This window comes from Amycolatopsis antarctica (genome assembly GCF_002262875.1).
Taxonomy (GTDB): Bacteria; Actinomycetota; Actinomycetes; order Mycobacteriales; family Pseudonocardiaceae; genus Amycolatopsis; species Amycolatopsis antarctica.
The window spans coordinates 299,018-319,617 of record NZ_NKYE01000003.1 but is presented as its reverse complement, the minus strand read 5'-3'; the positions used below and the strand labels follow the sequence as shown (position 1 = coordinate 319,617).

At 70.9% G+C, this 20,600-nt stretch carries 22 protein-coding genes; 4 read left to right on the top strand and 18 right to left on the bottom strand.

The genetic code is table 11. The features are described 5' to 3' along the window. Nucleotides 1–117: 117 nt before the first annotated feature. The gene (locus tag CFN78_RS07465) at nucleotides 118–396 is read right to left on the bottom strand and encodes an acylphosphatase (protein ID WP_094861970.1); all 279 of its coding nucleotides are present in this window, start codon (nucleotides 394–396) and stop codon (nucleotides 118–120) included. Between the two features lie 172 nt (nucleotides 397–568). Here CFN78_RS07465 and CFN78_RS28680 point away from each other — a divergent pair, with 172 nt between their 5' ends. Continuing rightward, a complete protein-coding gene (locus tag CFN78_RS28680; RefSeq protein WP_133116300.1) occupies nucleotides 569–1,192 on the top strand; it encodes a hypothetical protein in 624 nt (207 codons plus the stop codon). A 10-nt stretch (nucleotides 1,193–1,202) separates the two neighbouring features. Here the strand turns inward: CFN78_RS28680 and CFN78_RS07455 are convergent, their stop codons facing one another. The 7 genes from CFN78_RS07455 to CFN78_RS29075 are packed head-to-tail and all read right to left on the bottom strand — an operon-like array spanning nucleotide 1,203 to nucleotide 9,139. Further along, a complete protein-coding gene (locus CFN78_RS07455) occupies nucleotides 1,203–1,919 on the bottom strand; it encodes a response regulator (protein WP_094861849.1) in 717 nt (238 codons plus the stop codon). After that, nucleotides 1,919–4,501: a DUF4118 domain-containing protein gene (locus CFN78_RS07450; RefSeq protein ID WP_094861848.1), complete on the bottom strand. Its 2,583-nt coding sequence runs from the start codon at nucleotides 4,499–4,501 to the stop codon at nucleotides 1,919–1,921. The genes CFN78_RS07455 and CFN78_RS07450 overlap by 1 nt, the downstream gene beginning before the upstream one ends. Nucleotides 4,502–4,503: 2 nt before the next feature. Continuing rightward, nucleotides 4,504–5,106: a potassium-transporting ATPase subunit C gene (locus CFN78_RS07445; protein WP_094861847.1), complete on the bottom strand. Its 603-nt coding sequence runs from the start codon at nucleotides 5,104–5,106 to the stop codon at nucleotides 4,504–4,506. Between the two features lie 4 nt (nucleotides 5,107–5,110). After that, the gene (kdpB, locus tag CFN78_RS07440) at nucleotides 5,111–7,198 is read right to left on the bottom strand and encodes a potassium-transporting ATPase subunit KdpB (RefSeq protein WP_094861846.1); all 2,088 of its coding nucleotides are present in this window, start codon (nucleotides 7,196–7,198) and stop codon (nucleotides 5,111–5,113) included. Beyond that, nucleotides 7,195–8,856, bottom strand: coding sequence for a potassium-transporting ATPase subunit KdpA (kdpA, locus tag CFN78_RS07435; protein WP_094861969.1), 1,662 nt, complete (start codon nucleotides 8,854–8,856; stop codon nucleotides 7,195–7,197). The genes kdpB and kdpA overlap by 4 nt, the downstream gene beginning before the upstream one ends. Before the next feature lie 44 nt (nucleotides 8,857–8,900). After that, complete coding sequence (gene kdpF, locus CFN78_RS28495; protein WP_110494992.1) at nucleotides 8,901–9,002, bottom strand: K(+)-transporting ATPase subunit F; 102 nt, start codon at nucleotides 9,000–9,002, stop codon at nucleotides 8,901–8,903. Next, nucleotides 8,999–9,139 carry a hypothetical protein gene (locus tag CFN78_RS29075; protein ID WP_165777463.1) on the bottom strand — a complete coding sequence of 47 codons (141 nt, stop codon included), beginning with the start codon at nucleotides 9,137–9,139 and terminating at the stop codon, nucleotides 8,999–9,001. Before CFN78_RS29075 ends, kdpF begins: the two co-directional genes overlap by 4 nt. A 206-nt stretch (nucleotides 9,140–9,345) precedes the next feature. Here CFN78_RS29075 and CFN78_RS07425 point away from each other — a divergent pair, with 206 nt between their 5' ends. After that, the gene (locus tag CFN78_RS07425) at nucleotides 9,346–9,870 is read left to right on the top strand and encodes a YflT domain-containing protein (protein WP_094861845.1); all 525 of its coding nucleotides are present in this window, start codon (nucleotides 9,346–9,348) and stop codon (nucleotides 9,868–9,870) included. 178 nt (nucleotides 9,871–10,048) lie between these two features. On the opposite strand, the gene CFN78_RS07420 is transcribed toward CFN78_RS07425, so the two are convergent. The 10 genes from CFN78_RS07420 to rsmD all read right to left on the bottom strand — a co-directional run bounded on the left by CFN78_RS07420 (nucleotide 10,049) and on the right by rsmD (nucleotide 17,101). Beyond that, a complete protein-coding gene (locus tag CFN78_RS07420) occupies nucleotides 10,049–11,287 on the bottom strand; it encodes an HAAS signaling domain-containing protein (RefSeq protein ID WP_094861844.1) in 1,239 nt (412 codons plus the stop codon). Continuing rightward, a complete protein-coding gene (locus CFN78_RS07415; RefSeq protein WP_094861843.1) occupies nucleotides 11,284–11,607 on the bottom strand; it encodes a PadR family transcriptional regulator in 324 nt (107 codons plus the stop codon). The genes CFN78_RS07420 and CFN78_RS07415 overlap by 4 nt, the downstream gene beginning before the upstream one ends. Before the next feature lie 267 nt (nucleotides 11,608–11,874). Next, the gene (gene mutM, locus CFN78_RS07410) at nucleotides 11,875–12,738 is read right to left on the bottom strand and encodes a bifunctional DNA-formamidopyrimidine glycosylase/DNA-(apurinic or apyrimidinic site) lyase (RefSeq protein WP_094861842.1); all 864 of its coding nucleotides are present in this window, start codon (nucleotides 12,736–12,738) and stop codon (nucleotides 11,875–11,877) included. Between the two features lie 35 nt (nucleotides 12,739–12,773). Next, on the bottom strand, nucleotides 12,774–13,508 hold the full coding sequence (gene rnc, locus CFN78_RS07405) for a ribonuclease III (RefSeq protein WP_094861841.1): 735 nt from the start codon (nucleotides 13,506–13,508) through the stop codon (nucleotides 12,774–12,776). 14 nt (nucleotides 13,509–13,522) lie between these two features. Next, nucleotides 13,523–13,705 (bottom strand): 50S ribosomal protein L32, encoded by a 183-nt coding sequence (gene rpmF, locus CFN78_RS07400; protein WP_094861840.1) that lies wholly within the window; start codon nucleotides 13,703–13,705, stop codon nucleotides 13,523–13,525. 74 nt (nucleotides 13,706–13,779) lie between these two features. Beyond that, entirely contained in the window at nucleotides 13,780–14,376 is a 597-nt protein-coding gene (locus tag CFN78_RS07395; protein ID WP_094861967.1) for a YceD family protein, read from the bottom strand. 151 nt (nucleotides 14,377–14,527) lie between these two features. Continuing rightward, a complete protein-coding gene (locus tag CFN78_RS07390; protein ID WP_094861839.1) occupies nucleotides 14,528–15,250 on the bottom strand; it encodes a flotillin family protein in 723 nt (240 codons plus the stop codon). Between the two features lie 145 nt (nucleotides 15,251–15,395). Next, nucleotides 15,396–15,830 carry a guanyl-specific ribonuclease gene (locus tag CFN78_RS07385; protein WP_094861838.1) on the bottom strand — a complete coding sequence of 145 codons (435 nt, stop codon included), beginning with the start codon at nucleotides 15,828–15,830 and terminating at the stop codon, nucleotides 15,396–15,398. 169 nt (nucleotides 15,831–15,999) lie between these two features. Beyond that, nucleotides 16,000–16,494, bottom strand: coding sequence for a pantetheine-phosphate adenylyltransferase (coaD, locus tag CFN78_RS07380; RefSeq protein ID WP_094861837.1), 495 nt, complete (start codon nucleotides 16,492–16,494; stop codon nucleotides 16,000–16,002). 43 nt (nucleotides 16,495–16,537) lie between these two features. Continuing rightward, nucleotides 16,538–17,101, bottom strand: coding sequence for a 16S rRNA (guanine(966)-N(2))-methyltransferase RsmD (gene rsmD, locus CFN78_RS07375; RefSeq protein ID WP_094861966.1), 564 nt, complete (start codon nucleotides 17,099–17,101; stop codon nucleotides 16,538–16,540). 169 nt (nucleotides 17,102–17,270) lie between these two features. Between rsmD and CFN78_RS07370 the strand changes: the two genes are divergently transcribed. Together CFN78_RS07370 and CFN78_RS07365 are read left to right on the top strand one after the other, a co-directional pair. Continuing rightward, nucleotides 17,271–19,400, top strand: coding sequence for a HelD family protein (locus tag CFN78_RS07370; protein ID WP_094861836.1), 2,130 nt, complete (start codon nucleotides 17,271–17,273; stop codon nucleotides 19,398–19,400). A 52-nt stretch (nucleotides 19,401–19,452) separates the two neighbouring features. Further along, nucleotides 19,453–20,454, top strand: a complete 1,002-nt coding sequence (locus CFN78_RS07365; protein WP_205660452.1) for an LLM class flavin-dependent oxidoreductase — start codon at nucleotides 19,453–19,455, stop codon at nucleotides 20,452–20,454. The last annotated feature ends 146 nt before the right edge of the window (nucleotides 20,455–20,600 follow it).

Genomic DNA, 20,600 nt, shown 5'->3' with positions numbered 1-20,600 from the left:
GTGGGACGCGGGGGGCTACCCGGCGCGGCCGGTGAACTCGCAGTTCACAGCAGCAACAGGAGTCCCAGACGACCCCGGTGGCAACGGATCGCCGCGCACCACGCCGGGCACCGGCGGTCAGCGCTCGACGAAGCCGGCCAGCCCGCCCTTGGCGACCGACCATCGTTCGGCCACGTGATCCACCCGTCCGGGTGATGTCTGCGAACGCAGGGCGGCGAGCAGGTCACGGCAGGCGGCCTCGGACCCCTCGGCCACCACCTCGACGCGGCCGTCCCGGAGATTGCCCGCGCTGCCGGTCAGGCCCAGTTCGAGTGCGCGGCTGCGGGTCCACCAGCGGAAGCCGACCCCCTGAACGTGGCCGCGCACCCATGCGGTCAGTCGCACGGACCCTGTCATCTCACCCACCCGTGGACCCTGTCTTCTCCTGATCGTGGCGATCTGTTACGCCTGCGCGCCCACTCGCTCGCTGACGGTTAGCGGAAGATGATACCGTCCGGGGCGAGTCCTTCACCCTGACTAACTCGTCCGGGTGTGACTTTCTCCCCTCCCCAGCACCAAGGAGCTTTTCATGCCCCAGTCGACGGGGTCAGAACCGCACGGCCGGGTCGAGGTCGCGCCCCCGCCACCGGCGCAGGGAAAGCAGCGGCGCAACGGCTACATCGCCCTCGCGCTCGGCGGTCTCGTGGTCGCCACCGTGTTCGGTGGAGTCGCGGAGTTCGCCGGCGGCAACGCCACGGCGGACGCGGGGGGCACCTCCCCGCAGACCGGTGGCACCTCCGGCTCGCAGATGGTGCCCGGCAGCCAGGTCCCCGGCCAGACCATCAGCGGGGTCGCCGTCGCGGAGCCGCTGCCCTCGACCACCGTCTCCCCCACACCGACCACCACGGTGAGCATCGGGCCCGACGGCAGGCCGACCACCACCACCCTCGAACCGCCGTCGAGCACGGACCCGGACACCGGACTGCCGACCCCTGGCCCCGGACCGGGACCCGCACCCGGGCCCGGGCCTGGCCCCGGACCGACGCCCGGACCGACCATCCCCAGCACGACCACCCCGCAGCCGACGACCACGCAGCCGGATCCGACGACGCCGCCGACGAGCACCACTCCGAAGCCGACGACGCCCCCCACGTCCTCGGACAGCGGCACGCCGACCGGCACCTCGTCCAGCGGCGGCTCGACGGGCCGCTAGAGCCGGCCCGCTACAGCTCGAACCGGTAGCCCATTCCCGGTTCCGTCAGCAGATGGCGGGGCCGGGAGGGATGCCGTTCCAGTTTGCGGCGCAACTGCGCCAGGTAGACGCGCAGGTAGTGGGACTCGGTGTCGTACGAGGGCCCCCACACCTCGTGCAGGAGCTGCTTCTGCGATACGAGCCTGCCCCGGTTGCGCACCAGCAGTTCCAGCACACCCCACTCGGTTCTCGTCAGGTGCACCTCGGCACCGTCCCGGCGGACCCGCTTCGCCACCAGGTCGATGGTGAACGACTCGGTCTCCACCAGCGCCTCCCCGTCCCCTGCACTTGCCGCCGCGGAACGCCGGACCGCCGCGCGCAGCCGGGCCAGCAACTCGTCCATGCCGAACGGCTTGGTGACGTAGTCGTCCGCCCCCGCGTCGAGCGTCCGCACCTTGTCGGCCGAGTCACCGCGGGCGGACAGCACGATGACCGGCACCGTCGTCCAGCCCCGGAGACCGTGCAGCACCTCGGTTCCGTCCATGTCCGGCAGGCCGAGGTCCAGCACGACGACATCGGGCCCGCACTCGGCGACGGCCTTCAGGGCCGCGGCCCCGTCGTGGGCGGTGACCACCCGGTAGCCGCGCGCGGTGAGGTTGATCCGCAGGGCGCGGACGATCTGCGGCTCGTCGTCGACGACCAGTACGGTCGCCGGCTCCGAGCCGGGCGGGTCGGTGTTCGGCCGCATCATGCCCCCTCGCCGTCGGGTTCCGCCGCGGGCAGGGAAAGCACCACGGTGAGCCCCCCGCCTGGAGTGTCCTCGGCGCGGACGGTTCCGCCCATCGCCTCGGTGAATCCTTTCGCGACGGACAGTCCCAGGCCGACGCCGGGGGTGGCGTCGCGGTCACCCAGCCGCTGGAACGGGGCGAACGCCGACTCCGCGTGCCCCTTCGGCAGGCCCCGGCCGTGGTCGACGACCCGGAGTTCGACCCGGCCGGAGTGGGCGCTTGCCCGCACGGCGACCGGCGCACCGTCTACATCGGACCGAGTGGGAACGCCGTGCCGCAGGGCGTTGTCGACGAGATTCGCCACGACCCGCTCCAGCAGGCCCGGATCCGCCAGCACCTCGGGCAGCCGTTCGTCCACGGCGATCAGAACCCCGGCGGATCCATCCACATTGGACAACGCCTGGGTGACGATCTCGTCGTAGGCGACCGGGCCGAGGTGCGGCCGGACGGTGCCGGTGGCCAGCCGCGAGGAGTCCAGCAGGTTGCCGACCAGCCCGGTCAGCCGGTCCGCCGAGATCTCGATCGCCTCCAGCAGTTCGCGGGTGTCCTGTGCGGACAACGTCAGGTCCGGTGCCCGCAGACTGCCGACCGAGGCCTTGATCGAGGTGAGCGGGGTCCGTAGGTCGTGGCCGACGGCGGAGAGCAGCGCGGTGCGTAGTTCGGTGGCCTCCGCCTTGCGTTCCGCTGTGGACGCGGTGGCCGCCATCCGCTGGTGCCGCAGGGCGACCAGCGCCTGGCCCGCCGCCGTGTGCAGGACGCGGCGGTCGGTGGCGGGCAGCGTGCGACCGCGCAGGGCGAGGTGGACCTCCGGGGTCACGGCGATGTCCACATCAGCCTGGTCCGGATCGCCGCACGGGTCGGCACCGGTACCGGCCACCCGGTTCCACGTTCCGGATCGCTTCTCCAGCAAGGCGACGGAGGTGAGCCCGAAGTTCTCCCTGATCTTCTCCAGCAGCCTGCCGAGCGGTTCCGCGTGGGTGAGCACGGTCCTGGCGTAGGAGGCGAGCAGCGCGGCCTCGGTGCGGGCACGGGCCGCCTGTCCCGCCCGCCGGGCGGCCGTGTCCACCACCAGCGCGACGAGCACGCCCACCACCACCATCGCCGCCAGCGTGACCAGGTCGCGCTGGGTGTCCACGCCGAAGGTGTACAGCGGCTCGGTGAAGAAGAAGTTCAGCAGCACCGAGGCGAGTCCCGAGGCGAGCAGCGCGGGCCCGAGTCCACCGGCCAGCGCCACGACGACGATCACCAGGAAGTAGTCCACGACGTTGGTGGAGAAGTCGAGGTCGCCGCGCAGCAGGGTCCCCACGGCCGTCGCCAGTGCCGGGCCGAGCACGGCCAGCAGCCAGCCGATGACGCGGCGGGACGGGGTGAGCGGGCTGCGCCTGCTCCGGCCGCCGAGCCGCCCGCCCGCCTGCGCGTGGGTGACCATGTGCACGTCGATGGTCCCCGAATCGCGCACCACCGCCGCGCCGATGCCCTCGTCGAACAGTCGCGCGATCCGGGGCCTGCGTGAGGTGCCCAGCACCAGTTGCGTGGCGTTCACCCCGCGGGCGAACTCCAGCAGGGTGCGCGGCACGTCGTCGCCGACGACGGTGTGGAAGGTCGCGCCGACGTCCTCGGCCAGCGTCCGGCAGCGGCCCAGCGCGGCGGGCCCGGTGCCGGACAGCCCGTCGCCGCGCAGGATGTGCAGCACCTGCAACTCCGCGCCCGCACGTGCGGCGATGCGGCTGGCGCGCCGGATCAGCGTCTCGCTCTCCGGCCCACCGGTCACCGAGACGACCACCCGTTCGCGGGTCTCCCAGGTGTCGGTGATGTGCTGCTCGGCGCGGTAGCGCTGGAGCGCGACGTCCACCTGGTCGGCGACCCACAGCAGGGCCAGCTCCCGTAGCGCGGTCAGGTTGCCGGGACGGAAGTAGTTGCCAAGGGCGGCGTCGATCCGCTCGGCGGGGTAGACGTTTCCGTGGGCGAGCCTGCGCCGCAGCGCCTCCGGGGTGATGTCCACCAGCTCGACCTGCTCCGCCCTGCGCACCACCTCGTCCGGCACGGTCTCCTGCTGGGCGACGCCGGTGATCCGCTCGACGACGTCGCCCAGACTGGCCAGGTGCTGCACGTTCACCGTGGACAGCACGTCGATGCCGGCCGCGAGCAGTTCCTCCACGTCCTGCCAGCGCTTGCCGTTGCGGGCACCGGGTGCGTTGCGGTGCGCCAGCTCGTCGACGATCGCCACCGCCGGGTGGCGGGCCAGCACCGCGTCGAGGTCCAGCTCGGCGAACTCGGTGCCGCGATGGACGTGCGCCCGGAGCGGCACGGTCTCGATGCCGTCGAGCAGTGCGGCGGTACGCGCCCTGCCGTGCGTCTCGACGACGGCGGCGACCACGTCGGTGCCGCGCTCCAGCCTGCGCCGCGCCTCACCGAGCATGGCGAAGGTCTTGCCGACGCCCGGCGCGGCGCCGAGGTGGATCCGCAGCTCCCCCCGGCGCGGGGCGGCGGCGCCGTCACCGGATTCGTCCCGCACACCGTCATTGTGCGCCTGCCGGGCCATCCTCACCCGCCCACGGCGGTGCGCACGGCGAGGTTCAGCTCGGGCACCGCCACCCCGGGCACGCCGATGCCCCCGGAGGTGTGCTCGCCGACCAGCTCGCGCAATCGCGGCTCCGGAATTCCGGTCACCCGCGACACCCTCGGTACCTGCAGGGCCGCGTACTCACGGCTGATCGCCGGGTCCAGGCCGGACGCCGAGGCGGTGATCGCGTCGGCGGGCACCCGCCCGGGCGGGACGCCCTCCCTGGCGGCGATCGCCGTCCGCCGCCCTGTCACCGATTCCAGGAGTCCGGGGTTGTCACCCGACAGGTTCGACCCGCCGGAGACCGAGGGGTCACCGGGGCCGAGCGGGTTCTCGGCGCTCGCGGAAGGGCGGGTGTGGAACCACGGGTCCCGGGCGGGATCCGCGGGCACCGGGTCGACCCCGATCAACGCGGAGCCCACCGGCGTGCCGTCGGCCACGAGCACGGATCCCTCGGCGTTCGCCCGCAGTCCGGGCAGTCGCGAGACCGTCCAGACTCCGAGCGGGTAGACCACGCCGAGCAGCACGGTGAACACCAGCAGGACGCGCAGTCCGGCGAACGTCTGGGCGAGGTGTTTCCGCATGGTGTCAACCGATCCCGGGGATGAGACGGACAAGGAGGTCGATCAGCCAGATCCCGGCGAACGGGGTGACGATCCCGCCGAGGCCGTAGACCAGCAGGTTGCGCCGGAGCAGTCCGGACGCGGTGGCCGGGCGGTAGCGGACGCCGCGCAGTGCCAGCGGGATCAGCGCGACGATGACGAGCGCGTTGAACACGACGGCGGAGAGGATCGCCGATTCCGGGGTGGCCAGGCCCATCACGTTGAGATCGCCGAGTTGCGGATATATCGCCACGAACATCGCGGGCAGGATCGCGAAGTACTTGGCGAGATCGTTGGCGACGCTGAACGTGGTGAGCGCGCCCCGAGTAATGAGCAACTGTTTGCCGATCGCCACGATCTCGATCAGTTTCGTCGGATCCGAGTCGAGGTCGACCATGTTGCCGGCCTCCTTCGCCGCCGAGGTGCCGGTGTTCATCGCGACACCCACGTCGGAGGCGGCGAGCGCGGGGGCGTCGTTGGTGCCGTCGCCGGTCATCGCGACCAGCCGTCCACCCTCCTGCTCCCGGTGGATCAGCGCCATCTTGTCCTCCGGACGGGCCTGCGCGAGATGGTCGTCCACGCCCGCGTCGGCCGCGATCGCCTTGGCGGTCAACGGATTGTCGCCGGTGATCATCACGGTCCGGATGCCCATCGAGCGCAGCTCGGCGAAGCGTTCCCGCATCCCGGGCTTGACCACGTCGGAGAGCCGGATCACGCCGAGCACGGTGGCGGTGCCGCCACTCTCCTTCGCCACGGCCAGCGGGGTGCCGCCCTCGCCGCTGATCCGGTCGGCCACCTCGTCCATCGACGCCGGGATCTCGCCGCCCCGTTCCCGGACCCAGTCCCGGATCGACTCGGTGGCGCCCTTGCGGATCCGGTCGCCGCCGAGGTCGATGCCGCTCATCCGGGTCTGCGCGGTGAACTCGACGAAGGTGGCGGCGAGTTCGGCCGCGCCCGCCTCGGCGGGCAGGCCGTGGACTCCCGTGGTGAGTTCGACGATGCTGCGGCCCTCCGGCGTCGGGTCGGCGAGGCTGGACAGCCGGGCCGCGGCGGCGAGTTCGGCGGCGCTGCCACCGAGCGGGACCAGTTCGGTGGCCCGGCGGTTGCCGAAGGTGATGGTTCCGGTCTTGTCCAGCAACAGGGTGGACACGTCGCCCGCGGCCTCCACGGCGCGGCCGGAACTCGCGAGCACGTTGCGCTGCACGAGCCGGTCCATGCCGGCGATACCGATGGCCGAGAGCAGCGCGCCGATCGTCGTCGGGATCAGGCACACCAGCAGCGCGGTCAGTGCGACCGGGGACTGGCGGCTGCCGGAATACACGGCCATCGGCTGCAGCGCCACCACGGCGAGCAGGAAGATGATCGTCAGCGTCGACAGCAGGATGGTCAGCGCGATCTCGTTCGGCGTCTTCTGCCGCCGTGCACCCTCGACGAGCGCGATCATACGGTCCACAAAGGACTCGCCCGGTTTCGTGGTGATCCGCACGACGATCCGGTCGGACAGCACGGTCGTACCGCCGGTGACGGCGCAACGGTCGCCGCCGGACTCGCGGACCACCGGGGCGGACTCGCCGGTGATCGCGGACTCGTCGACCGTGGCGATGCCCTCGACGATGTCGCCGTCACCGGGGATCGCCTCGCCCGCCTCGACCACCACCAGATCGCCGACGCGCAGCTCCGCCCCCGGCAGCTGTTCCTGGGCGCCGTCCGGGGTCAGCCGCCGCGCGACGGACTCCTTTCTGGTGCGCCGCAGGGAGTCCGCCTGCGCCTTGCCGCGGCCCTCGGCGACCGCCTCGGCGAGGCAGCCGAACAGCACGGTCAGCCACAGCCACATCGCGATCAGCACGGTGAACACGCTGGGTTCGAGCACGGCGAACACGGTGACCAGCACCGAACCCACCCACACCACGAACATCACCGGATTGCGCGCCTGATGGCGGGGGTGGAGTTTGCGCAGCGCCTCGGGGAACGAGGTGCGAAGCTGCCGCGGGCTGAAGATCCCGGCTCCGACACGGGCGGCGACCGGTCGCTCGATGGCGTCCGGGTGCGCCGGGCCTTCTGTGGTGGTGCTCATGCCAACGCCTCCGCGATGGGTCCGAGGGCGAGCGCCGGGATGAACGTCAGCGCCGCGACGAGAAGCACGGTGCCCGCCAGCATCGATCCGAACAGCGGCCCCGTGGTGGGCAGGGTGCCCGAGGTTTCCGGAACTTTCCGTTGCCCGGCAAGGGATCCGGCCAGGCAGAGCACGGCGATGATCGGCACGAACCGGCCGAGCAGCATCGCGATGCCCAATGTGGACTGGAACCAGTCTCCGGTCACGGTCAGCCCGGCGAAGGCGCTGCCGTTGTTGTTGGCGGCCGAGGCGTAGGCGTAGAGCACCTCGGACAGACCGTGCGCACCCGGATTCGCCTGCGCCCCGGCCGTTCCGGGCAGCAGCAGCGCGGCACCCGAACCGAGCAGGACCAGCGCGGGCATCGTCAGGATCGCCAGTGCCGCACAGGTCACTTCCCGCCTGCCGAGCTTCTTGCCCAGGTACTCCGGGGTGCGCCCGACCATCAGCCCGGCGAGGAACATGGCGATGACGGCCAGCACCAGCAACCCGTAGAGCCCGGTGCCTGCCCCGCCCGGCACGACCTCACCGAAAAGCATGTTCAGCAGCGAGGTCCCGCCGCCCAGACCCGAGTAGCTGTCGTGCATGGAGTTGACCGCGCCGGTGGACGTGCCGGTGGTGTAGTTGGCGAACAACGAGGACAGCGCGATCCCGAACCGCTGCTCCTTGCCCTCCAGGTTCGCGCCGGCGAACAGGGCGGCGGGCCCGTTCGGATTCGACTCCGCCCACCAGGTCACGGTCAGCATCGCCGTCGAGATCGCCGCCATCACCGTGAGCAGCACGTAACCCTGCCGGTGGTTGCCGAGCAGGGTGCCGAAGGTGCGGGTCAGTGACACCGGGATCACCAGGATCAGGAAGAGCTGCGCCAGGTTCGTCCACGCGCTGGGGTTCTCGAACGGATGCGCCGAGTTGGCGTTGAAGATGCCGCCCCCGTTGGTGCCAAGGAGTTTCACGGCCTCCTGGCTCGCCGCCGGAGCCAGCGCGATGGTGCCGGGTGTCCCGTCGGCACCGGTCACCTCGATGCCGGACCGCAGGCTCTGCACCACTCCCAGCGCCACGAACACGAGGGCGAACAGCACCGAAATCGGCAGCAGGATACGGACCGTGGCCCGGGTGAGGTCGACCCAGAAGTTGCCGAGCCGGTCGGAGCCCGCCCGCGCGAACCCGCGGAGCAAGGCGATCGCGACGGCCATCCCGGCGGCGGCGGACAGGAAGTTCTGCACGGTCAGGCCGAGCATCTGGACGCCGTGGCCCAGCGTCGTCTCCGGAACGTAGGACTGCCAGTTGGTGTTGGTCACGAAGCTGATCGCCGTGTTGAACGCCGTCGCCGGGTCCACCGGGCCGCGGCCGAAGCCGAACGGCAGCACCGATTGCAGGCGCTGCAACAGGTACAGCACCGCGACCGAGGCGAAGGAGAAGCCGAGGACACCGAGCGCGTAGGTCGGCCAGCGTTGCCCGGCTCCGGCGTCGATCCGGAGCAGCCGGTAGAGGCCACGCTCGACCCGCAGGTGCCGGTCACCGGAGAAGACCCGGGCCATGTAGTCGCCGAACGGCCGGTACACGACGGCGAGTGCGAGAAGCAGGATGCCGAGCTGAAGCAGTCCGGCCGTGGTGTCGGTCATCGCGGTGTACCCGGGCACGCGGGTGCTCCGATGCGGGCGGGCATCTAGAACTTCTCCGGCCGGATCAGGGCGACGAGCAGGTAGACGACCAGCCCGAGGGCGAGCACCGCGCTCACCACCTCGGCCGCGACATCGGCCCCGCTCACAGTTTCTCCATCCCGCGCAGCATCAGCGCGAGCACGGCGAACCCGCCGATCAACAGCACTGCGTACCCGATGTCGGCCACGTCGATCTCCGCACCTCTGGTTGGCGGTCCCCCATGTGGGTACCGCGTCGAGGGCAAGCCTGCGCCGGTGACCGCTCGCCGGGGAGTACGCCTGACGGGTCTTTGACGCCGCGCGGGCGTTCCTTGACGTCTTCTTGATCCCCTGTGGCGCAGGACACGAGCTGATAGTCGGCTGTGAACTTCGGATCCGGGGCACAACCGGCCCGGCGGGGGCGTTGAGCAGTGTGTAGGAACCCGAGTACTTCTCTTGTCGAGGAGAGATCATGACCAGCGCGACAACGACACCTGGATTCGCCGGAGCACAACGACCATCGGCGCTGCCGACCCTGCCCGAGGGATGGCCCATCGGGTCGTACGGCACCTACGAGGGCGCCCAGCGTGCCGTCGACCACCTCGCCGACAGCGAGTTCCCGGTACAGGACGTCACCATCGTCGGTGTCGAGCCGATGCTGGTCGAGCGGGTCGCCGCACGGCTCACCTGGGGCCGGGTACTCGGCAGCGGGGCGCTCTCCGGCGCCTGGTTCGGTTTGTTCGTCGGACTGCTGCTGACGCTGTTCACCCAGGGCGCGGGCATCGCCCCGATGCTGATCGGCCTGGTGACCGGTGTGGTGTTCGGCCTGGTCTCCGCGGCGATCGGTTACCGCGCCACCCGCGGCAAGCGGGACTTCGTCTCCAGCAGCCAGCTCGTCGCGCGCAGGTACGACGTGCTGTGCCAGCCGCGCAACGCCGAGCGGGGCCGTGACCTCCTCGGTGCACTCGCGATGGGGAATCCGTTCGCGACCAACTGATCCACGTACCAGCCCACGCGCCGTGTGCCCCGAGACGGGGTACACGGCGCTGTCTTGCCCACGACCGGTTCCACCGACCGGCTTGTCCGCGACCGGGCCTGGGGACAGCGGTGGGGAGCGGCCCCCGACAGTCCGCTCCCCACCTGCCCCCTGCCGGTCCCGATGGCCGGCTTCCCACTCAGCCGCCGGGCGGCGGCGCCGTGGTCGTCTGCGCGGGCGCTCCGGGGGCCGATGTCGTCGTGCCCGTCGGCGCGGGAGCGGGCGGTGCCGGTGCCGGCTGCTGCTTCGGGATCGCCGCGGTGAACGGCACGCCGTCGGTCGTGGTGCAGCTCGCCCGGTAGGCGTTGTACCCGTTGTACCGGCCCTGGTCGTCGTACGCGCCCTGGACGATCCGCGGCCGGGGGAAGCGGTTGTCGGTGCCCTGGCGAGATTCCTCCCCGGTTTCCGGTTCGCAGGCGTAGCGCGGGATCGCGATCGGGCGCCCCTGCTCGTCGTAGAGGTAGAACTCGGTCAACGGCTTGCCCTCGGCGTCGAAGGCGTACACGTTGTCGACGGATTCATTGCCGTACATCAGTTCCTGCGTTCCGCTGCCGCTGCGTCCCGAGGCGTTGTAGGAGTTGTACGAGTAGTTGTTCTCCACCCGGTCGAGCACGTATCCGGCCATGCCCAGCCCGCCGCCGACGACGAGCGCCGACAGTGGCAGCGTCACCCATCGCAGCCTGCGGTCCGAGGAGGATCGCGGCCCGGCCCAGACGATCGCCGCCGCGGCGATAAGGAAGACCGGGAACAGCACCAGCCAGCTCGCCTCCCGCATGACGATCGCGAGCCCGAACAGCAGCAGGGTGACGCCGCACAGCAGCCACCACGCCGGGCGCAGGCTGCCCAGGTACCCGAACGCCTCACCGCCACGGCCTTCGCGGGCCGAGGACAGGAGATTCCGCAGCGAACGCACCTCCGGCAGTGAGTTCACCTGGTCGAGTCCGTGCTTGTGCACGTACCGTCCGCTGGCCGCGATGACGGCCAGCCCGAGCAGAGCGCCGAGCAACACCTCGGCCCGCAGGGTGGAACCGGCCCCGAACCCGAACAGGGCGACGACGAGGATGCCCGCCACGAAGCCCCACAGCGCCAGCCGGGGCACGACGCGGCCCGCGGACTTGGCCGCCGCGGGCTTCTCCTCGGCCGAGGGCGGCGGGTAGTCGCCCGCGGCTCGCAGTTCGGCGGCGTAACTCTCGGGGGTGCCCAGCCGTTCGATCAGGGTCTCCAGCCGGACGTCCTCGCCGGCCTCCTCGGTGATCTCGACCAGTTGCGGCCGGACGTCCTCGACGATCTCCTCGATCTCCGCCGGCGGCAGGTCGGCGAGCGCGGTGCGCACCCTGGCGAGGTACGTTCGCGCGGCGGTCGGCGTCTGCGTGGTCATACGGGTTCTCCCAACAGGTTGTCCATCGTCTTCGCGAACGTGTGCCAGGTGTTCCCCGACTCCGCGAGACGCAGGCGGCCCAAGTCGTTCACGCTGTAGTACTTGCGGTGCGGTCCTTCTTCACTGGGCACGACATACGAGTTCAGCAGCCCGGCCTTGTACAGGCGGCGCAGCGTCCCGTAGACCGAGGCGTCCCCCACCTCGTCCAGGCCGGCCGCGCGGAGCCGCCGGAGGACGTCGTAGCCGTAGCCGTCGTCCGATCGCAACACGGCGAGCACCGCCAGGTCCAGCACTCCCTTGAGTAGCTGGCTGATCTCCATCGACCCCTCCCTTCCTCTGTCCTCGCACGATCACCACCCCCGTCGCATCCTTTCTCCTGCCGGCAAACCCCTTACAGCGCAACGAAAAACCTGCCGACACCGCCACCCGGGTGGATCACTCTCCGGCGATACGCCCCGCTCTCGCTTGTGCGCGTCAGACGGTACCACGCTATGCGCAGTAGTGTGCGCACGGTTGTTCCAGTGGCCGGACCACAGTGGAGACACCCTGCTCAGCGCGGGTACCGGCCCGGGCGGGCGCGGCGGGGATCAGTTCGAGCGGCGTGGACGGGGCTGGCAGCGCGGGCAGGAGAAGGACGACCGGTTCATGAACGGGTCGCGTCGGATCACCGAGCCGCAGCGACGGCAGGCCCTGCCCTCCTGCCCGTAGGCGTCGAGCGAGCGGTCGAAGTAGCCGGACTGGCCGTTCACGTTGACATACAGGGCATCGAAGGAGGTGCCGCCCTGCGCCAGCGCCTCGGCCATCACCTCGGTGGCCGCGTCGACCAGTGTCCGGGCCTGGGCCGGAGTGAGCCGGTCGGAGGGCCGCGCCCAGTGCAGCCGGGAGCGCCACAGCGCCTCGTCCGCGTAGATGTTGCCGACACCCGAGATCAGCGTCTGGTCGAGCAGGGCGCGTTTGACCTCCGTCCGGCGGGATCGCAACGCCCGCACGGCGACCGCCGGATCGAAAGCCGGATCCATCGGGTCCCTGGCGATGTGCGCGATCGGACCGGGAAGGGAGGTCCCGTCCGCCTCGACCAGGTCCGCCAGCGCCAGGCCACCGAAGGTCCGCTGGTCGACGAAGCGGAGCTCGGGACCGTCGTCCTCGAATACGAGGCGGACGCGGAGATGCTTCTCGTCGGCGGCGTCCCCGGGCTGCACCAGCATCTGGCCGCTCATGCCGAGATGGGCGAGCAGCGCCTCACCGTCGGACAGTTCCAGCCACAGGTACTTGCCACGCCTGCGCGCGGCCGCGATCCGCAGGCCCGCGAGCCTGCCGGTGAAGTCCTCGGCGCCCAGCACGTGACGGCGCACCGCGCGGGGATGCAGCACGTCGGCGCGGGCGATGGTGCGTCCGGCGACGTGCGCCTGCAGGCCCGCACGGACGACCTCTACTTCGGGAAGTTCTGGCACTGGCGCGGATTCTCCGTCCACCGCCGTCACGGCGGTCAGCCCTCGGTCTGTCCCAGTTCCTCGGACAGCGCGCGCCACGCGGCCTCGGCCGCCTTCTGCTCGGCTTCCTTCTTCGTGGTGCCGTCGCCACCGCCGAGGTCACGGCCGCCGACGTAGACGGTGGCGGTGAACTCCTTGCGGTGGTCCGGACCGGTGTCCTCGACGCGGTACTCGGGAACACCGAGCCCGGCGGCGGCAGTCTGCTCCTGCAGGCTGGTCTTCCAGTCCAGGCCGGCGCCGCGCAGCGGGGCCTCGGCGAGCAGTCCGCCGAACAGCCGGTGCACCAGGCGCCGCGCGGCCTCGATGCCGTGGGCGAGGTAGACCGCGCCGATCATCGCCTCGAGACCGTCGGCGAGAATGCTCGCCTTGTCCCTGCCGCCGGTGAGCTCTTCGCCCTTGCCCAGCAGCAGGTGCGCACCGAGACCGCCGGGTCCGAGCTCGCGGGCGACGCCGGCGAGGGCGTGCATGTTGACCACGCTGGCGCGCAGCTTGGCGAGCTGCCCCTCGGGCAGATCAGGGTGCTCGTTGTACAGGTGGTCGGTGACGACCAGGCCGAGCACCGCGTCGCCGAGGAACTCCAGCCGCTCGTTGGGCCGCAGGCCACCGTTCTCGTACGCGTACGAGCGATGGGTCAGCGCGAGCGTCAGCAGCTCGGCGTCGAACTCGACGCCGAGCGCCTCCAGCAGCGGCTCGGGTTCGGCCGCGTGACCACCGAGTTGCTTCCCCCCCATGTGGTTCAGCAACCTCAGGCAGGCTCGACGACCTGACGACCGTCGTACTGACCGCAGGTCGGGCAGGCGACGTGCTGCGGCTTGGGCTCCTTGCAGGCGCGGTTGGAGCAGGGAACCAGGTGCACCGGGCTCGCCTTCCACTGCGCGCGGCGCGAGCGGGTGTTGGACCGCGACATCTTCCGCTTCGGGACGGCCACGACTAGTCTCCTCATCACGATCAGCCCGCCGAGGCGGGCTTTCTTCTTGCGGTGCTTGTTCGAGCAGTTGCCCGTCAGGCCTTTTCTTCGGGGCCGCCTGCCGGACTCTCGTCGAAACGCTCGACCAGGGCCGCCCACCGAGGATCAATGGTCTCATGCCCGTGGTTCGGCTCGAGATCGGCCCACTTCACCCCGCACACGGAGCACAGGCCGGCACAGTCGTCCGAGCACAGCGGCACCTGGGGCAGAGCCAGCACCAGTGCGTCACGCACGATCGGCTCCAGGTCGACCAGGTCGTCGACCAGCCTGCTGACCTCGTCCTCCTCGGTGGTCTCCTCGGTGGACGAGTCCGGGTAGGCGAAGAGTTCGGTGAGGTCCAGCTCGACCTCGTCGGACAGCGGGTCGAGGCAGCGCGAGCACTGGCCCGCCGTCGGCGCGAAGGCGCTGCCGGTGACGAGCACTCCCTCGACGACCGACTCCAGAAGCAGATCGAGCTCGACGTTCTCACCCTTGGGCACACTGATCACGCCGGGCACACCGAGTTCGGTCTCGACGGGCACGTCCCGCCGGACCTCGCGGCTGCTCCCCGGGCGGCGGCCGAGGGTGCGGGTGTCGATGACCCACGGGCTCCGGACGTCCGGACGCGGGGTGGTGGAGTTGTCTTCAGGCATCACAGGACTCGGCAGACGGTAGTGCGGGATCCGGGCGGACACGGCGGTCCGGGCGGACACGGTCTCGGGCCGCGAGCCGGGGCGACGGCGGGTTCTCGCGACCGGTGACAGCGTACGCGACCGGCGGCGGCCCGCTGCCGCAGCGGCCCGGTCAGCCCTGGTAGTCGTACAGCGCGGTGCGGCCGTTGCCGACGTTGCTCGGCGCGCGCAGGTGGTTGCGCCCCGAATCCACGGTGCGCAGCGTGCCGGAGAGCAGCTCGGAGAACTCGGCGAGCTTGCCGTCGACGTAGGCGTCGCACTCCATCCGCTGCCGGTCGGCCTCGTTGTGCGCCTCGTCGACGATGCGGGCCGACTCGGCGTGCGCGGCCTGTACGACCTCGGTCTGCGCGACCAGCCTGGCCTGCTCGGCGCGGGCCTCCTCGACGGCGCGGTCGTACGCCTCGCGCCCGGCCTGCACCATGCGCTCGGACTCGGCACGGGAACGCTCGGTGAGATGCTGGTACTCGGCCTGGCCCGCGGACACCGCCCGGTCCGACTCGGCGTGCGCGTCGGCCATGAGCTGCTCGGCTCGCGCCTGCGCGTCGGCGACCATGCGCTCGGCCTGCTCGGTGGCCTGCGCCAGCGTGCGCTCGGCCTCACTGTTCGCGCCGCCGACCGCGGACTCGGCCTCGGTGCGCGCCTTGGTGACGATCTCGTCGCGCTTGTCGAGTACGTCCTGCGCGTCGTCCACCTCACCGGGCAGCGCGTCGCGAACGTCGTCGAGCAGTTCCAGCACGTCGCCGCGCGGCACCACGCAACCGGAGGTCATCGGAACCCCGCGCGCCTCTTCCACGATCGTGACGAGCTCGTCGAGAGCCTCGAACACCCGGTACACGGCAACTCCCTTACGGCCGTCAGTCCCCTGCCTACTCCGCACAGTTTGCCCTTTCACCAAGGGAAACCGGCGGATACGCACGGCGCCGGGCGTGTCCGCTCACGCGGATCACACCCGGCGCCGGGAGAACTCGGTGACGTGCCGGTCAGGCGACCTCGATGAGGATGAAGCTCTCGTAGTGGTCCTCGGTGTAGAAGAACTCGCCCTCCTCGCCGGAGACGATGCGGCGGGCGCCGCGGTCGTCGCTGCCCGGGGTCTCCACGGTGAACTCGTGGTAGTAGCCCTCGGCGCAGTCGGGCAGCAGTCCTTCGCGGTTCTGGAAGACCGTTCCGTCCTGCGGGTACGGGTACGGCCCGTCGGTGGCGATCAGGTCGTAGGTGTCCGTCGCCTCCGGCGGGAGTTCGGCCAGCGGAGTCGAGGTGAAGCCCGAGGTGTCGCCGCATTCGGCGGCGAGCTGGACCTGGGACTGCGGGGCCGCCGCCGGGGCGGCGTTGGCGGGGGCGGACAGGCCGAGGCCACCGAGCAGGGTGACCACGAAGGCCAGCAGGATCGCTGCCATCCGAGAGCGTTTGTTGGTCATTTTCGGACCGTAGCCCAGGCGGGTGATCTCTGGGAATCGGCCAAATGAACGCACCGCGAGCAGAACGGTCCGTTAGTAGGTAATCCGTTCGTGTGCCGCCGACGAACGACGGGTTGCGCACAGCCCGGGGCACCGCGATACGTCGGCGGATCGCGATACCAGGCGGAGGTCAGGTCTTGTCGGTCGCGTTCTCGGCGATCCTGGCCAGCAGCCGGTCGCGGACGAGGTCGGGCACCAGGTTGGTGACCTCGCCGCCGTAGGTGGCGACCTCCTTCACCAGCGAACTGGAGAGGAAGCCGAAGCGCGGGTTGTTCGACATCAGCAGCGTCTCCACCCCGGAGAGCTCCTTGTTCATCTGCGCCATCTGGAGCTCGTAATCGAAGTCGCTGACCGACCTCAGGCCTTTGGTGATGGCGGCGATGTCGTGCTTCTTGCAGTAGTCGACGAGCAGGCCGTGCCAGGAGTCGACGCGGACGTTGGTCAGGTGGCTCGTCGACTCGCGCAGCATCTCCATCCGCTCCTCGATCGAGAACATGCCCTTTTTGCTCTTGTTGATCAGCACCGCCACGACGACCTCGTCGAAGAGCCCGCAGGCACGTTCGATGATGTCGAGGTGGCCGTTCGTCGCCGGGTCGTAGGAGCCCGGGCACACCGCTCGCCGCATGGGCGGACGCTACCAAGGTTCCGCACGCCGGGTGCCACGGGAACTACGCCGGCGAGCTGGTGAACTCGGCCCAGTACAGCGCCGTGTCGCCGTAGCGCCTGGTGCGCAGCGGGTGGAAACCGTCCGGCCACGGCGGTTCACCGTCACGCAGGGCACGCTCGACGATCACCAGTCCCCCGGTGGCGATCCATCCCCGTGCCGCCAGCGAGCCGAGCACGCCCGCGAGTGCGGGACCGTCCACCGCGTACGGCGGGTCGGCGAGCACCAGGTCGAACGCCTCCGGCGCCTGTCCGGCGAGGACCTGCTCGACGCCGGCGTGCCGGACCGTGCCGCCGAGCCGCAACTGGGCGACGTTGCCCCGCAGCACCTCGGCCGCCTGCCGGTCGGCCTCGACGAACCAGGCGTCCGCGGCACCCCGCGAGAGCGCTTCCAGGCCGAGTGCGCCCGAACCGGCGTAGAGGTCGAGTACCCGGGCGCCGTCGAGCTCTCCGGCCACGTCGAGGGCGTTGAACAGCGCCTCGCGGACCCGCTCCGAGGTGGGGCGGGTCCCCTTGGCGGGCACCCGCAGCCGCCTGCCGCCCGCTTGCCCGGCCACGATCCGCATCACGCCGGTCATCCTGCCGCACGCACGTCCGGCGATCGCCGTGACCGCCGCCGGGGAGCACGGAAACTGTGTTCTTGGTCTTCTTGGTCGGCCGAGGTGATGAAGCGGGCGGCGGGGCGGCGTATTCTCGTTCTTCCCCTTTCGAAGGCGATCGAGCCGCTAGGAGCGCTGCGTGTCCGAACCCCGGGTCAGACGGGCCGAGGTTGCCATCGAGCAGACCCACGTGGACCGGGTGTATGCCCGGCTGGCCGAACTCCGCACCCAGGCGGAGTCCATGCGTGCCAAGGGTTACGAGCTCGGCCACGGCGCACAGCGGGAGGCCGTGTTCGAGCAGGCCTCGATGCTGTTCGAACGCGACATGATGGTGTTCCACGCCAACCAGACGTTGCAGACGCTCGACGCCGAGTACGAGGGCCTGGTGTTCGGGCGCCTCGACCACGTCGATCCCGAGGCGATCTACGTCGGCAGGCTCGGCATCCGGGACGCCGAGTTCGACAACCTGGTCACCGACTGGCGCGCCCCCGCCGCCGCGGCGTTCTACCAGGCCACCGCCGAGGAACCGATGGGCGTCGTCCGCCGGAGGGTGATCCGCTGCTCCGGGCAGACGGTGCTGGACGTGGACGACGACGTGCTCATGGCCGAGGCCGTGCCGGAGGACATGCGGATCGTCGGCGAGGGCGCGCTGATGGCCGCGCTCGGCCGGGCCCGCGGCGAGAACATGCGCGACATCGTCGCCACCATCCAGAAGGAGCAGGACGAGGTCATCCGCGCTCCGTGGCGGGGGGTCACCGAGATCACCGGGGGCCCGGGCACCGGGAAGACGGCCGTCGCCCTGCACCGCGCCGCCTACCTGCTGTACCGGCACCGCCGCCAGCTCGGCGGGGCCGGCGTGCTGGTCATCGGGCCGTCCGGGGTGTTCACCAGCTACATCTCCCGGGTGCTGCCGTCGATGGGCGAGACCAACGTCGAGCTGCGCGCGCTCGGTGAGGTGCTGGACGGGATCGAGGGCGTCCGGCAGGACACGGCTCCGCTGGCCGCGGTGAAGGGTTCGCTGCGGATGCGCAAGCTCCTGTTGCGCGCGTTGCGGGACGCCCCGCCGGACGCCCCGGCGGAGATGCGCATCGTCTATCGCGGCGAGGTGCTGCGGCTGCACGTGAAGGACCTGGAGAAGGTGCGCCGGAAGGTGCACTCGGCGGGTGGTCCGCCGAACCGGTCGCGGATCCGGGCGGCGGAGGCGCTACTCTCCGCGCTCGCCGACCGGGCGGACGAGCACGCGAAGGCGGACGGGCGTTCGTTCGAACGTGCAGACCTGATCACCGAACTCGGTGAGCGCATCGACTTCCACCGGTTCCTCGTCGTCTGGTGGCCGGTGTTGTATCCGGCGCAGGTGCTGGACTGGCTGGCCGACGAGCGCAGGCTGGCCCGGGCGGCGCGGGGGGTGCTGAACCGTGGCGAGATCAGCGCGCTCGCGGCCTCGCTCGCCGGGCGTTCGGCGGGCTGGACGATCGCCGACATCGCGCTGCTGGACGAGCTGCGCGTGCTGATCGGTCCGCCGCCGAAGCGCAAGCGGCGGTCGAACATCGAGCTGGACGCCGCCCCGCCCGTACGCGGGACGACGGGCAGCGGTCCGCAGCGGCCCGAGCACTACGACGAGTACTCGCACATCGTCGTCGACGAGTCGCAGGACCTGTCGCCGATGCAGTGGCGGATGGTGGGACGGCGGGGGAAGTACGCGAGCTGGACCGTCGTCGGCGATCCGCTGCAGAGTTCGTGGCCGGATCCGGCGGAGGCCGCCACGGCGCGGGACCAGGCGTTCGGCAGGAGCGCCGCGCGCAGGCGCTACACGCTGCGCACCAACTACCGGAACTCGGCCGAGATCTTCGACCTGGCGGCGAAAGTCGTGTCGGGCCACGCCGAGGAGGGCGATCTGCCGCACGCGGTGCGGCGGACCGGGATCGGGCCGGATGTGCGCGCGGTGGACGCAGCCGCGGTCGCCGGGTCGACGCAGGCGGCGGTGAAGGAGCTGATGGACGCCGTCGAGGGCACCGTCGGCGTGATCTGCGCGGTGGACCGGGTCGGCGAGGTCGGCGAATGGCTGGAGGGGCAGGCCGACGAGCGGCTCAAGGTGGTCGGCAGCCTGGACTCGAAGGGACTCGAGTACGACGCGGTCGTACTCGTCGAGCCCGCGGATCTGATCGCGGAGTCGACGACGGGCCGCCGGGTGCTGTACGTGGCGTTGACGCGGGCGACGCAGCAGCTCACGGTGATCGCGTCCGACCCCGGCTGGCTGCCCGTGCCCTGAATCACGCGTCCGGTCCGGGAAGAACCGCGGGACGCGCGGTGTTGCAGCGGGGGTGAGCTCCCTGTCCGGTATCCCGCTGTCCGTACTCGACCTCGCGCCCGTTTCCACCGGGTCGAGTGCCTCGGACGCCATGCACAACTCGATCGACCTTGCCAAGCGCGCCGAGGCTCTCGGCTATCACCGTTTCTGGCTGGCCGAGCACCACAACATGCCCGGTATAGCCAGTTCGGCGACGGCGGTACTGATTGGTCAGGTGGCCTCGGCGACCGAGCGGATCCGGGTCGGTTCGGGTGGGGTGATGCTCCCCAATCACGCGCCGCTCGTCGTCGCCGAGCAGTTCGGCACGCTCGAGGCGTTTCATCCGGGGCGGATCGATCTCGGCCTCGGCCGTGCGCCCGGCAGTGACCAGCGGACGGCGCTGGCGTTGCGTGGTTCGGCGGCGGCGTTGTCGGCGAACGACTTCCCGAACCAGCTGGAGGAGCTGGTGGGTTACTTCACCCATGACCCCGCGCGCGCCGTTTCCGCGGTGGCGGCGGAGGGCAACAAGCCGCCGGTCTGGCTGCTCGGGTCGAGCGGTTTCAGCGCGCGGCTCGCCGGGATGCTGGGGCTGCCGTTCTCGTTCGCGCACCACTTCAGTGCGCAGAACACTCTGCCCGCTCTGCAGATCTACCGGGAGGCGTTCCGTCCGTCGGAGGTGCTGGACGAGCCGTACGCGATGCTCGGGGTGGCCGTGGTGTGCGCGGAGACCGACGAGGAGGCGTTGTACCTCGCGGGGCCCAGCGCACTGACGTTCCTGAGTCTGCGGCACGGCAGGCCGATTCCGTTGCCGAGTCCGCAGGACGCCGCCGACTACCCGTACACCGAGATGGACCGGCAGTTCGTCGCCGATCGGATGGAGAGCAGCATCGTCGGGTCACCAGAGACCGTCCACAAGGGATTCGAGAGCCTGCTCGCCGACACCGGGGCGGACGAGTTGATGGTCACCACCATGGTGCACGGCCACGCCGACCGGGTCCGGTCGTACGAACTGGTCGCGGGCCTGAACACCGCCTGACCGGCGATTCGCCAACCGCTCGGTCGCTCGCCTGGCGGATAACGACCGCAATATGTCGACGTATTGCGAAGCATCGTGCGCAAGGCATCGCAATACGTCGACATATTGCGCTCCCAAGCCGCCCTCCGGGGTAACCGAGACCCGAT